The organism is Bacillus sp. SIMBA_074, assembly GCF_046534555.1.
GTDB lineage: Bacteria > Bacillota > Bacilli > Bacillales > Bacillaceae_G > Bacillus_A > Bacillus_A mycoides.
This window is the reverse complement of the sequence record NZ_JAWRYM010000042.1, coordinates 26,321-40,291: the sequence shown is the minus strand read 5'-3', so window position 1 is coordinate 40,291 and position 13,971 is coordinate 26,321. Positions and strand designations below refer to the sequence as shown.

Annotated in this window: 12 protein-coding genes and 1 pseudogene; 2 read left to right on the top strand and 11 right to left on the bottom strand. The window is 33.5% G+C overall.

Annotation, left to right across the window (positions count from 1 at the left end; all coding sequences use genetic code 11):
* The 9 genes and pseudogenes from SB773_RS27750 to SB773_RS27710 form a co-directional block, all read right to left on the bottom strand.
* Nucleotides 1-2,434 (bottom strand): leucine-rich repeat domain-containing protein (locus tag SB773_RS27750; RefSeq protein ID WP_410593414.1); only part of this gene is annotated, 2,434 nt, incomplete at its 3' end.
* A 128-nt stretch (nucleotides 2,435-2,562) separates the two neighbouring features.
* Nucleotides 2,563-2,715, bottom strand: a pseudogene (locus SB773_RS27745) (sporulation protein YhbH); the annotation flags it as partial.
* A 542-nt stretch (nucleotides 2,716-3,257) separates the two neighbouring features.
* The gene (locus tag SB773_RS27740) at nucleotides 3,258-3,557 is read right to left on the bottom strand and encodes a contact-dependent growth inhibition system immunity protein (protein WP_410593412.1); all 300 of its coding nucleotides are present in this window, start codon (nucleotides 3,555-3,557) and stop codon (nucleotides 3,258-3,260) included.
* 18 nt (nucleotides 3,558-3,575) lie between these two features.
* Nucleotides 3,576-5,282 carry an RNase A-like domain-containing protein gene (locus SB773_RS27735; RefSeq protein WP_410593410.1) on the bottom strand — a complete coding sequence of 569 codons (1,707 nt, stop codon included), beginning with the start codon at nucleotides 5,280-5,282 and terminating at the stop codon, nucleotides 3,576-3,578.
* Nucleotides 5,279-5,641: a DUF3958 family protein gene (locus SB773_RS27730; RefSeq protein ID WP_410593408.1), complete on the bottom strand. Its 363-nt coding sequence runs from the start codon at nucleotides 5,639-5,641 to the stop codon at nucleotides 5,279-5,281. The genes SB773_RS27735 and SB773_RS27730 overlap by 4 nt, the downstream gene beginning before the upstream one ends.
* A 41-nt stretch (nucleotides 5,642-5,682) precedes the next feature.
* A complete protein-coding gene (locus tag SB773_RS27725; protein WP_410593406.1) occupies nucleotides 5,683-5,958 on the bottom strand; it encodes a TIGR04197 family type VII secretion effector in 276 nt (91 codons plus the stop codon).
* A 625-nt stretch (nucleotides 5,959-6,583) separates the two neighbouring features.
* Nucleotides 6,584-8,152 (bottom strand): recombinase family protein, encoded by a 1,569-nt coding sequence (locus SB773_RS27720; protein ID WP_410593404.1) that lies wholly within the window; start codon nucleotides 8,150-8,152, stop codon nucleotides 6,584-6,586.
* Nucleotides 8,149-9,603, bottom strand: a complete 1,455-nt coding sequence (locus SB773_RS27715; protein WP_410593402.1) for a recombinase family protein — start codon at nucleotides 9,601-9,603, stop codon at nucleotides 8,149-8,151. Before SB773_RS27715 ends, SB773_RS27720 begins: the two co-directional genes overlap by 4 nt.
* A 55-nt stretch (nucleotides 9,604-9,658) precedes the next feature.
* Nucleotides 9,659-9,790, bottom strand: a complete 132-nt coding sequence (locus tag SB773_RS27710) for a hypothetical protein (protein WP_003195041.1) — start codon at nucleotides 9,788-9,790, stop codon at nucleotides 9,659-9,661.
* 40 nt (nucleotides 9,791-9,830) lie between these two features.
* Here SB773_RS27710 and SB773_RS27705 point away from each other — a divergent pair, with 40 nt between their 5' ends.
* Nucleotides 9,831-10,208, top strand: coding sequence for a helix-turn-helix domain-containing protein (locus tag SB773_RS27705; RefSeq protein WP_087963135.1), 378 nt, complete (start codon nucleotides 9,831-9,833; stop codon nucleotides 10,206-10,208).
* A gap of 95 nt (nucleotides 10,209-10,303) precedes the next feature.
* On the opposite strand, the gene SB773_RS27700 is transcribed toward SB773_RS27705, so the two are convergent.
* The gene (locus tag SB773_RS27700; RefSeq protein ID WP_166504398.1) at nucleotides 10,304-10,471 is read right to left on the bottom strand and encodes a hypothetical protein; all 168 of its coding nucleotides are present in this window, start codon (nucleotides 10,469-10,471) and stop codon (nucleotides 10,304-10,306) included.
* Between the two features lie 122 nt (nucleotides 10,472-10,593).
* On the opposite strand from SB773_RS27700, the gene SB773_RS27695 reads away from it, so the two are divergent.
* Nucleotides 10,594-12,141, top strand: a complete 1,548-nt coding sequence (locus SB773_RS27695; RefSeq protein ID WP_410593399.1) for a recombinase family protein — start codon at nucleotides 10,594-10,596, stop codon at nucleotides 12,139-12,141.
* A 737-nt stretch (nucleotides 12,142-12,878) separates the two neighbouring features.
* Here SB773_RS27695 and SB773_RS27690 read toward each other — a convergent pair.
* Complete coding sequence (locus tag SB773_RS27690) at nucleotides 12,879-13,937, bottom strand: lactonase family protein (protein WP_410593397.1); 1,059 nt, start codon at nucleotides 13,935-13,937, stop codon at nucleotides 12,879-12,881.
* Nucleotides 13,938-13,971: the final 34 nt, after the last annotated feature.

Here is a 13,971-nt window from a genome sequence, read left to right as displayed (position 1 = left end):
CTTTTACTTCTTCTTTTATTTCTTCAACTTCTTTTACCGGCTTTTTTACTTCTTCTTTTATTTCTTCAACTTCTTTTGTTGGTTCTGTCACTTCTTCTTTTCCAACTATATTCTGGATAACTGCTCCGCTAAATCTTATACTACTTTCATCCGAATCTAAATCAAATTTATATACCTTTTCACCTGGAGTACTCCATTTCATTACTCCGTTATTAAACGTTCCACCCTCACTTGTCAGTTTTATATTCTCAATAATTTCTCCTTCTAAATCATATACAGGAACTTGAATTTCTTCATTTACTTTTGCTTCATCTAAAAAGATTTTCTGTCTTCCCGCATCAATTGAAAACCACTGACCTAATTGTATTAACGGTCTTACATCACGAATCTCATTTCCAGCTAATTTTAAGCTAAGTAAGTCTAGCATCGAGCCAAGAACCGATACATCTTTAATATGATTGTCCGCAAGATTTAACCACTGTAAATTTTCCAATGAAGATAACGGTGTTATATCTTCAATTTGATTATGAGATACATTCACATCGTTCAACTTTTCTAAGTTCGAGATAAATTCAATATTCTTCAAACCTACTCCTTCTAAAGTGAGTTTTTCTAAGTTCGCCATGTACTCTAAACCTGTTATATCTTTTATCTCTTTCCCTTTTTCTTTAAGTATCTCTAATTTTTTAACCTGTAATAAATCTTCTTTTGTGATAGGAGCGTTTAAATTCTCTCTACCTAAATTCTCTTTATTAATATGTTGTTGTAAAGTTTTATCGAGAATTACATTTTCCTTTTGTTCATTATCCTCTTTTATTGTTTCCTTTATTTCATCTAACCTTTCAACAACATTTTGAATTACTGTTCCATTAAACTTAATAAGATTCTCTTCTGGCTTTATATCCAACATAAATTCGTATATTTTTTCACCTGAAGTACTCCATTTAACGGAACCGTTATTAACTATTCCATCTTCACTCTTCAATCTAATAGTATCGAGTGCCTCTCCTTGTAAATTATAGATAGGTATTTTAACTTCCTTATCTTTTTCTACATGATCTAAAAAGATTTTCTGCCTTTGAATATCGATATACATCCTTTTTCCTAACTCTTGAACTGGTCTTACATCACGAATTTCATTCGATCCTAGTTTTAAATTATACAATCCTGTCAATTGACTAAGTGGTGTTATATCAGAAATATAGTTTTCCTCTAAATCAAGCGACTGTACAGTAGATAGCTTTGATAGAGGTGTTATATTTTCTAAGTCATTTTTAGAAAGGTCTAAATCAGCTAACTTTTTCATTGCGGTAATATGCTCAATGTTAGTGAGCCCATTATTACTTAGTGAGAGTTTCTTCACATTTTTTAACTGTTCAATTCCTTCAAGGCTAGCACTACTAACTTGATTATTTGCTAAAGTCAAAGTCTTTAAAGATGTTACTGTAAATAATGGCTTAATATCTTTTATATGATTGCTATTTACATCTAATATTTTTACATTTTTCATTTGACTCAATGGGCTTAAATCAGAGATTTTATTGTTTCTTAAACTTAAATTCTCAATATGCTCTAACTCAGCCAGAGGCCCAATATCTTGAAGTTTACTATAAGTTATACTCACTGATTTTAATTGTCTCAACTTCGAGATAAACTTTACATTTTCCAACTCAACTTCCTCTAAAGTTAAGTTTTCTAAGTTTGTCATATATTCCAAACCGCTTACATCTTTTATTCCTTTACGTTTTGCTTCCACTACAATTAAAGATTTAACTTGTAATAAGTCTTCTTTTGTTATAGGATCATCAAGATTTCCCCTACCTAAACTATATTTATTAATATGTTGTTGTAATTTTTTGTCTCGTATTACATTTGCGTTTTCGTCTTGCTCCACTTTGTCATCCTTATTTTCCTTTTGTTCTTCCAAAGTATTATTTTCTAAACTCATCGTATTCACTTCAAACTGCACTTGATACTTATTGTCATACGCCATTGTCGGAATGAAAATATGCATTTGCATATTATATCTTTTTCCTAATTCTCCAACTTCAAATTGAATAACCTTCGTCCCATTTTTCTTTTTATCCTCTGATATTACTTTTACATCATGGAACACACCTGGAGTATGAACATCCTCTGTTTTCAAGTATTGAAAGAAATCACTATCACTTAACGTTGCCGTTACAATTTTCTTTCCGTTCTCAATTGTTAACTTAGGATTTTTTATATAAACAGCTGCCATAGACTCTTCATTTGTTTTATCTTTATATGCTTTTATAACAGCATCATATGTACCATCTTCTAAAGCATGTCCAGTTTTGTTCGCCTCAATCGCTACGGCTGCTAAAGCAGGTGTTGAATAAACAGCGAACGGAAGTGATAACGCCGCCGCTATAACCATTGCATTTATATGTTTTCTTTTATTTTTTTTCAACTTTACATCTCCTCCGAAATATATAAATCAAAATGTAATCACTCTCGAATAAATGATAATGATTTTCATTATCATTGTAAACTAAAAAAATAAAAAGTTTACAAAAAAATAAACCCCTTCAAAAGGGGTTATGCCATTTTCTCTCCTGATTCTTCTTTAAAAAAGCTTTTCATTGCATGAAATACATCTGCTTTTTGCTTTAAAATATAATATCTGAAATTCTCATCTTTAATGTTTTTGTAGGCTGACATAAGTGTACTATGGCGGTTGTACTGGTTTAGTTAGCTGGGATGTAACCAAATTTAATTATATTCTGTTCCCAAAACTCACTTGTAACTTTATTATTTTTACCTCAAGAAATACATTCCCCTTTAAAGAGGTATTGTATTTTAGACTCAATAATCATTAATCCCTCATGGGGGCACCATATCAGAAAAGAAAATTGTACGTTTAGACACACTTAATCAATTACCTATACGTTAAGAGGTACCACCCATCACCATCAAGCCAGGAAAAGCAAATACCCAAAAACGAAAAAATTGACATCTCCAGGAGAAAGTGTACATTTTTTTGTTTTGGGGCTTTATAAAATTCTTAAGTTGATGGCTGTGTGGCTGTACCCCTAGTATAGCTGGCATTGTTGACGTAGGTCCTGGATTTACTATCGACGCCCAAGTTGACATTAACGGTTCGCCTCAATATATAAAATATAAAGTACAAAACTGGAAGGGAAGTACGTTCCATATTACGGTTCGCAATGCGTACGTGAATGTAAATTAAGACGAAGAAAAGACCGCCTACTATGATGGGCGGTCGATTTTTACTAAGTATTTTTTAATGCTTGTTTTAACGTTTCACCTGTTTGTTCAAGCCATTCTAGGGGAGTCAGTTTTAAAGCAGGAAAATAAATGTCTGTATAATATTCAATGAATTCTTCTTTTTTTTCCGTGGATAGATCACTGTTTAAAAATGCAGTTATGTAATTTATAGTATTTCCTATACAAACTTTGTGGGCTTCTTCTATAAATTCGTGTAAGGCTTTTTCTGGTGTTCCCATATCTTGATGGAATGTTCCATCTAAAAAGTCACTTAATTCTTCATAAATATAATCTTTATCATTCATAAATAGCCTCCTAAATTTCTATCTTATGGGGAATCCTGTTCTAATATAACTTCCTTCTCCATCCTTTTTTAAGACAATTTTAGCGTTCGTTACCTCTAAAACATCTTCAGATGTTCGTAATATAGATCGACCAATAATTTCATCACCTCTATACCTCAACGCTAAAGTTGGAGGGCTGTAGGGATCAGCTAGCCACTTTTCTATTTTACGTATATTTTGAGGATTAGTTAATACTGCATCAGCAATTTTTTGGGCTTTTTCTAAATCATTAAAAGATGAAGACCCAGTGATTTTTTGATCATCTATTAATCGTTGAGCCAATGCCTCATCAGGTATTTCGACATGTCTTTCTATTAAATGTCCGCCTTTATCTTCGTGTTTCTTTAAATCACCATCAAATACACGTGGACTATATTGATTGGATCTATCTATGTTTTCAGCAAGTGAAAAAGTATCTTTGGCCTTATTAAAAGTAGTGTAATCAAAAGCTCTTAGATTAAGTGCATTGGTATCAGCAAGAGCAAATTGATTTTTTGGCATTAAAATATTATTCAACATGTCAACACTTTGCTTAAACTTATCGAAATTCATTACGTTTTTAATACCTTGTATAAAGTTTACACTTTCACTAAGTGTTGAGGTTTTACCTAACCTTGAGAATTTATCGATTTTCGAAATTTCACCTACACCTTTTGTTCCTACAAATAAATCGGCAAGCGCTAATTTAACTTGCATCTCTACATTTCCAACCCATTTAGCCCTGCTATTCCAATCTCCATTTACAACATCTTGATTCCATGAATTAGAAATAGCTTGTTCTACAGCAGCAAATGTTTCGTCGATATGAGAAAGAGCATACACAGCGCTCTCAAGACTATCTATTGGGTGTAAGATTGTATTTAATATTCCTTTAAGTTCATCTAACACCGCTTCATTCTGCCCTTTTTTGTAGTTATAATGTTGCCCGATAATAGGAGTATTTTCTATCTGCTGAAAAAATTTTTCATACAATTGTTCCATCGCTTCAGCTTTATTTTCGACAGCATCTTTAAATTTATCGAATAACGATTCGTCTATTATACTACCTTCTTCAGAATGACGATTTTTTTCTTCTGTAATCGCTTGGATAGAAGTAGCCCACTCCATATTCAACCCTTGTGTACTAAATGTACCACTTGCAGGACTAAAACCTTTGCCACTTTGAACTTCCGCAAGACCTTGTGCGATACTCGCAGCTAGTTGGAGTGCGGTATCATAATTGCTACTAGAAGTATAATTGAATTCATGCAGATGTTCTAATTTTTCTTGCAGTTTTTGCCTCATGGCAGTAAAAAGATTCGCCATAGCGTCCATACCTGGGGGTGGCATAGCTTGACTGATGGCTTCCATATTTGCTTTCATTCGGTCAATCTCTCGAATTTGTTCTAATATCTCGTGTTCGATTACATCTGTAGAAGCTACCTGTGATTGAAAATCACTTGGAAAAGCATCATTTTGACGAGTTAATTCTTCACATAAGTAAATGATTCCTTGTGCTAAAGGGCGAAAGGTTTGTACAAAAAATGCTTTTGCACTGCTATATGTTTGTCCTTGTAGAACAGTATCCATTGCAAAAGCGTCAATTGATTGAATAGCTTGTTCCATACCTTGAATGGTAGCTGTACATACAGCATTCATGCTTTGAGTTTGGCTTTGTACTTCTCCCAAATACATATTTAAACTCATGCATTGACCTCCCTTGCTAATTGTTGTTGCTCATAGGAAAGGTCGTTTTCTAAATCACTAAGGTCTCGTCTCTCTTTAAGCAACGTTTCTTTTTGATTTTCTAATTCGAATGTAAGTTTCCGCTCTATGTGTTGTGCTTCTTGACGTATATTCGTAAAAAAATAAGATAATTCTTTATCAATATGCCAAGTTTCTAGAATTCGGTTAAACAAACGATTGCTTCGACTTTTCCATTCGTGAAAATCAGCTTCCATTCGTTCCTGGGTTTGAATGGCAGATTGGTTTCGGTCCTGTTCTTCGAATACACTTCGTAATTTTTGATTTAATTGGTTGATTTCTTTTTCGATATCTTGACTCATCTTTTTCCTCCTACCGTTTTACCTTTATGTAGGCTGTTACATTAGCTAAAAGTTTTTTGAAGATCATTATCCATTCTCTCGAATTCTGTGGCTACCGAATGAACATTTTCGACCGCTTGTTGAAAGGCAGTGCAAAATTGTTTCGTTAAATCTAAGGCTTGTTGATTTGCTTCTTGTGCTTTAGAATTAACAGTTAGCGTCGTACGCGTCGCCTTTGTGATTGAACGATTTGAGGCACGTTGAATTGTATCCGAAGCATTCCTCATTTGCGTAGCAATTTGTGTTGCTGTTTGTAAATTACTTTGAAATTGCCCCATTCTTAAAAAACCTTTCTATAGTTCTCTGAACATACCAGGGAAATTTCAATTCTTCTAGCTTATCAACTAACCTTTGTATACCCCTTCTTCCCTAATACAAAATTATACCATGTAAAAAACTAGAAATTGCTCTCAAGAATAAAATATATTATAAAAGTATAAAAGGTTCTTCTCCATATATTTGCACCAAAACCGCTTATCTTGAATAACTGTAGAAAGATCAATTTTTCATTATGGAAAACAATGAATTTCTTCATTTACAGTGCAGTACCCCATTGCCATCAACCTAAGAAAACAGGTCACCCCATGCCTTTTTACAGGGAGAATGATAAGGCATTTTTTATTTACCCAATTACCGAGCTCTCAAATGTTTTAAATAGTTACCTATCCCCTAATCACCGAGTATGTTTATTTCTCTAAATCACTGTCCATAATAATAAATACAGACAAACCCTTTATCCTTAAGATACAAGCTCTTTCTCAAGAGTACCAAACTCGGTTATTAGGGGTGTGTGGTATACCACTCCCTCCTAATTACCGAGTAACAAAAGAGTTTCCATCTATGGTTCAACCCAAATACCGATACATCAATAACGAAGAAACAGCCACCAATGTGATAGCTGTTTTACAAAATTAAGCTGATTTGATTTTTTACATCACGCTTTGAAAAATCAGTTCGTAACTGTAATGAAATATCATATTCGTTGCGCTTTTTATTTTCTTTAATGGATACAGATTGAATAAGGGGTAATAAAAAGCGCCTTTTATCCATATCGCTTATTTCTTGAAGCTTGACATCATCTTGAAATATTTCATTCAAAGTATGTAACCATGTTTCTTTGCTTTTTTCAATTTTTTCTTTGAGAGTGATTTGCTGTTTAAAGTGGTTTATTTGTTGTACGATTCCATCTAGTTTTCGCTGTACATCCAAACGGTAAATCGCTAAAGACTTCAAAAAACGTTTATCATCGTTATTTTTCATACGTTGTTTAAGTTCTTCTGTAATATTGTGAAGTTTGATGGTGTAGCTTTCGAAAAGACGCTGATGCTTTTGAATATTGTTATTCAATTCTTGTATCTCATACTGAACTTTTTGTTCTATCGCATGATATACATTATGAAATCCGCTTATTTTCACATCAGTAAGTGTTTGATTCACTACTTTATCATGAAGGAGGTCTGCATCTATTCTTAATTTACAGTTGGGACAGGAATAAATTTTCCCTCCATACTGTTTATTTGTAGAACTTACTGTTTGTTGATTCTTTGTTTTCATTAATTCTTGGCACTTTTCACAAGAAAGCAACCCTTGTAGCAAAAAACTTGTTTTGTAATGTTTAGGAACCATGTTGCCATTACGTTTTTCTGAATAAATACGCCAACATGATTCCCATGTCGCTCGTGAAATGATTGGCTTCACATAGTGGTTTGGTGCTTCAATCCAAATATCCCTTGTATTTTGCTTTCCATCTGTTTGTCGGCGCCATGATAATAAACCACAATAAAAAGGATTAAGCACAATCACCTTTACATTCTCTTTCCCCCAATCTTTTCCGCGGCGGGAACCGTTAGGGAGTGTATTAGCAATATACTGAAACCCATGACCATTTACATATAAATTGAAGATTTCTTTTACATAGCACAGCTCTTCGGTGTGTTCAATAAATTGCCCACTATTCTTATCATATGTGTAACCAAATGGTGGTTTTCCACCAAGCCATTTTCCTTGTTTTGCTTTGTTTTCTAGTCCCGATCGTGTTCTTGCAATGATGGTGTCTACTTCATATTTAGTAAAACCATCCTCCATGAGTTGCACAATCAAATCATTATCAGTACTGTACACACTTTCAATCGAACTAATAATAATCGGAATACCAAGTGTCTTCATGACAATACGGATAGTTTGATGTTCAAGAGGATCTCTGGCAAGACGATCGCTTTTATAAACAATCACAAAATCAAATTCTTGTCGTTTCGCCGCTTCAAACATGTTTTCAAGTTCTTTTCTACTAGTGAGTTTATTTTTACGAGCTGAAACAGCCTTATCAAGAAAGGAATGAGTATGAATGCAATTATATTTACGAACTACTTCCATAACAGAATTTATTTGCATATCCATGTCCTGCTTATCAGTAGAATGCCGCCCGTAAAAAGCAGCTTTCATATTTGATTGTAATATATAAGAGAGCTTCATGATGTTAACACCTCTTGAGTACGTAAGAATGGGTGTTTAAAAACAATTTCGCATTCCTTCCCGTCAGTTTTCACTTGCTGTATTAAATCTCGAAAAAAAGAACCTAACTTTCGATTCTCCCTGATCTCGTCATAGGACAACGACATAGAGGATTGATAATTACTTACCTTTTCACGTAATTGCTTTACATCACTTAATTGCTGTATTACTTGTTCTTTTTGTTTTTTATATTTTTCCAGCTCATCATACAGCGCCATAATTTCGATTTCTTTCTGTTCCTTATAAGGTGCATCAGTTTCGTGATACCACGTATCTACTTTTGTAATTAACTTTTCATTCATAAGCTGGATTTTTTCTTCAATGGTTTGTATTTTCTGTTTCACTTGCTTCTTAGCATTCTGTTCATATCGATTAAATAATTCCTGGAAATGAGAAGTGAGTAGGCTATGAAAATATTCTTTGCAGCGTTCAAAGACTAATGGTTCGATTGTACTCTTAAAAACGTAAACTGAAGAATGGTTTAAACATTTATATTTTAAATTTTCTTTTCTTCTAGCCTTTATTTTTTGTAATGATTCATTACATTTCGAACAAATTAGTAAGTCTTGCAATGGAAATAACACTTTTTCGAATACATAATCTTGATGAATCTTTTTGGGAGATAAAACGGTGACAATACTACATGCTTTTTCCCACGTATTCTTATCAATAATGGAAAGTCTTTCATATTTACTAGTAACATCTTCACCAAAAATATTCATAGTACGCAATCCAATATATGTCGGGTTTAATGCAATTTTTCTTATATCAGCCGAAGTCCAAGACTTACCGTTTTCCTTCAAGCCTAATACATTACAAAGTTCTTTCAAGGATTCATATTTTCCCGATACAAGTTCTTGATAAATCCTTTTAACAATTTGTACTTGTTCATCAACCAATTCAATTTCTTTCGTTTCTTTATTCCATTTAAAACCATACGGAAGACGTCCTGGGTTTTTACCACTTTGGAAATTTGACTTTAATGTTTGCTTTAAACGTTCAATAATTTGTTCGCCTTCACGTTGGGCCATACCCGCCATAATTAATTCAAGATATTCACCAATTGGTGTGTAGTACACTGGTGGCTCATTCGGTGCAGTTAAAATAACATTTATTTTCTTGTTTCTTAGTATTTGATAAATTTCATAATACTCCATCACATTTCGAGCTAGTCGATCTCGCTTAAATAAGAATAAGGTTCCGACATCGTTATTGTTGATATCTTGTAGTAATTTTTGTAGGGCTGGACGCTTTTTAAAACTGACTTTTCGGGCTGATACCGCTTCATCGATATATTCTTCATCGATAATCAATGCCATATCAATGGAGCAAGTGAGAACTGAATTTTGTTGCATCCCGATTGAGTTTTCCTGAGAATCAATTGAACTTCTATAATATGCAACGGTCTTCAATTCAGGACCCCCTCTCATGATGTTCTATTTACACTGTATGTATCAAAAATAGCGGCTAGTCCTTATTAATTGCTTTAACTAATTCTTTTTCAACAATCTTGATATACGCTTCAAACCATTTTTGAGCTGATTCTGGATCATGAACATAACTTACTGATGTAATTGTAATTTTCTTTTGCCTATTCATTTTATGTATTCCTTTCAATAAATCCGTGGAGGTTATTCTTATGATAAATGAAATTGGTAAACACATTCGTACACTACGTACTCAAAAAGGCATTGGACTAAACACCTTTGCAAAACAGCTTGGTGTATCACCAGCTTATTTAAGTAATCTTGAGACAGGAAAAACAGATACCATTCAACTTTCACTACTACAAAAACTGCAAGATGAACTTCACCTCATTACAATAGATAACTTTTCCTTAATACAAGATGAAACAAAATATAGAATTGCTCGGGCAAGCACTCTCTTACATAGCTTGATGCAACAGAATGAAGCATTTGGATACTACTTATTAGAAACCTTAGAAAAAGGTATTTATCTATCTCAGGTATCACCTACCTCCGATAACAATGATCAGGATTATTATTTACAAAACTAAAAAGACTATTCACAATAAAAAACAATTATTTATGTTAGTGAATAATTTAATCAAAAAAAGAAGAGCATACCTCTTAAAGAAAGAGGATGCTCTTTTTATTTTTCGTCTTCCTGACAACTCACTGCCGCTTCAACTATAGACCTTAAAATTGGATTTTTCTTTTCCCACTCTTGTTGGAACCATTCTTTTTGTTCTTCTTTTTCCATTGATGCAAGTGGTGAATGGATAATGACTTTTGTATTACCAAACTGGAATTCCTTCATCATATCCCCCCTTGCACTATATGTATGCAATACAGGGAAAAAGACGAACTATCATTTTCATAAGACAAGCTATCCATACATATTCATAACAATAATACTAGACAAACTGGTAGGTGAAACGAATGAATCGTCCACAAGAACTCGATGTCTTCATCTATTTACGTAAAAGTCGAAAAGACCTTGAAGAAGAAAAAAAAGCGATGGAACATGGACAGCATTACGATACGCTTGAACGCCATCGAACTCAGTTATTAGAACTCGCTCGTAAAGAGCATCATAATATAATTAATCTTTTTGAAGAAGTTGTTTCGGGTGAATATATTTCTGAAAGACCTATGATGCAAAAACTGCTTCGTGAAGTGGAAACCGGCATCGCTGATGCAGTATTGGTGATGGATTTAGACCGCCTTGGCCGTGGTGATATGGTAGATCAAGGAACAATTTATCGTGTATTCCGCTATTCAGAAACATCCATTATTACACCAACAGAAGTCATTAACCCAAATGACGAAAATCAAGAGTTAACCTTCAGTATAAAATCTTTAATTGCTCGAGAAGAATTGAAAACAATTGTTAAGCGTATGCAGCGTGGCAGAAGGGCTTCTGCAAAAGAAGGAAAGTCCATCTCCCGCGTTCCACCTTATGGGTACTTACGAGATGATAATTTAAAACTTTATCCTGATCCTGAAAGAAGTTGGGTGATACCTAAAATTTTTGAATATATGGCTGATGGAATAGGGAGACAGGCAATTGCACAAAAACTAGATAGACTAGGAATTTCTCCACCTGAAGGTGAGTATTGGAACCCTTCAACTATCTCATCTATTATCAAAAATGAAGCATATCTTGGACACATTATTTGGGGAAAAATACGTTATACCAAACAAAATGGAAAATACATTCGTAAAAAGGTACCAAAAGAAAGATGGCAACGACACAATCATGCTCACCCTTCGCTTGTATCTGAAGAACTATTTCAAAAAGCCAACATGGCACATAGTAAACGCTGGAGACCACCAACAATCAAAACAAAAAAACTTTCTAATCCATTGGCAGGCATCTTATTATGTGAACTATGCGGTCATTCCATGCTTTATCAACCACGGAAAGATCGTCCCAATCCTCAAGTGCGTTGTGTACAACCATCGTGTAAAGGAGTCCAAAAAGGGGCTTCTTTGGCACTTGTTGAACAGCGCATACTAGATGGATTAAAACAAATTATCGAAAGCTTTGAGATACAAGAAAATATGGTACAAAAAAAGAAAAAAGAAAATAATATTCAGTTGCAGCAAAAAGCTTTGGAAAAGAAAGAACAACAAGTTAACGATTTACAAAAGCAAAAAAATAGACTCCATGATTTATTGGAAAAGGGTATATACGATATTGAGACTTTTTTAGAACGACAAAAATCTATTGTAATACGTTTAAAAACTACCCAAGAAGAAATTGAACAACTCGAGCATGAATTTAAGCATGTATTAGAAAGAGAAAAACATATACATGAGTTTGTTCCCAAAATTAAAAATGTATTAGAAGCATACCATGCGACTGAAGATATAGAAAAGAAAAACCGCCTTCTTAAGTCAGTACTTGAAAAGGCAACATATTTGAGAAAAAAAAGCTGGCAAAGAAAAGATGAATTTGTAGTGGAATTACATACTAAAATATAAGTATAAAAATCACCTCTATATAACAGTATCCATCCAAAATGCCCATTAATAGAGAAAGAAGATAACTACCTATTACATACAGTTATCTTCTTTTCTCGATTTATATTGATTTCATTTTTATTACCTATTCATCATTGTTCCCTCAAGCAAAAAATGAATTGAATTTTCATAGACAACTGTGGAGAGATAAAATTTTCATTTTGGAGTCCTACCGCATTGCCATCAATTTAAGAAATCCTTTGTTCCTCAAAACGAAAAAAACGAGATGAACTCTTATAAATAACTAAATGTAGCTGTCGGACGACAAAAATTTGGGTAGTTGTATGACTGTGGCTTTATTTAAAATAAAGGTTGATTAAATTAACTCTATAAACATTAATAAAAGAACAAACAGAAAGAGTATATTTTGAAGAAAGTTCGATCAAAATACACTCTTTTCCTTTGAAATATCATTACATCCCAGGAACTTCCATCCCTCTGTTGGCCTATTTATCTTTCGATGGACCATATATACCAGGAACCATTCAAACTTGCTTGACGTATAAGAATTGTTATTCGTCCTCGATTATACAAATAAAAAAGCTTCTCATCAATCTAAAAAACGTATACTCATAGAAATAAACATACGTTTTAGCTTAAATGAATACAACATTCATAAAATTAACCCACTATAGAAACTAAAGGGACTTTCTTTATATCTTATATAATAAATTTCCTCTTATAAACAGTAATAGAACTCAAATATTCAAAAACTTAACACATACCGGATCAGGCACTACAACATCAGACTGCAAAAGCCTTAACTTGCCTGTCAACTCGTCTCTTGAAAACACCACAAGGTTACTTGTTCTTTCATTTATAACAATAAGGAATTTTCCAGTAGGATCTAATACAAAATCTCGCGGCCAATCCCCTTCTGTACATACAGACTCAACAAATGTAAGTTCTCCTGAATCCTGATTCACACTAAAAACAGCAATACTATTATGTCCTCTGTTTGCTGCATACACAAAACGACCATCAGATGATATATGAATTGCACTACCTTGGTTGTTTTCATTAAACTCTTTTGGAATAGTAGAAATATATTGAACCTCTTTAAACCCACAATCCTTTACATTATATGTTAAAACGATTACCTCTGAACTAAGCTCTGTCATTATATAAACGTATCTTCCATTTGGGTGAAACACAAGATGCCTTGGACCACTTCCCACTTTAACAGACAATCGATTAACTTCGGTTAAAACACCTCGATTTGATTTATACGTAATCAATTGATCAATTCCTAAATCTACAGCTACCACATATTTGTTATCAGGAGTAAATCCTGCGTAATGTGTATGCGCCTTCTCTTGTCTTTCTTTATTTGGACCTGAGCCTTTATGCTCAATCACGAATGTTGCTGGATTTAAAGTTCCCTTTCCCTCATTTACTATATGGGACTCCATTGTCCCTTTATGATAATTTGCTGTAACTACCCTACTATTTTTTTTATTAACACTCACATAACATGGGGGTGTTCCTTCCAATACTTGAATATTTAATACTTCAAGCTTTCTAGTCTGATTATTAATAGAAAAAGCAGCCACTCCTCCTGATTCATCTTTTTTTATGACTGAATAGAGATATTTATTGTCTCGGGTAATAGCTAAGTAAGTAGGATTATCTAATTTAGCTACTAGATTTATCTCCTTAATTGTTGCCGTTTGTGTATCTAACATAAAACTGTAAATCCCTTCGCTGTCGCCTCTCGTATAAGTTCCTATATACCCAAACAACTTACTATTATTCATCTTTTTATATCCTCCTCTGAAATAATCTATTATA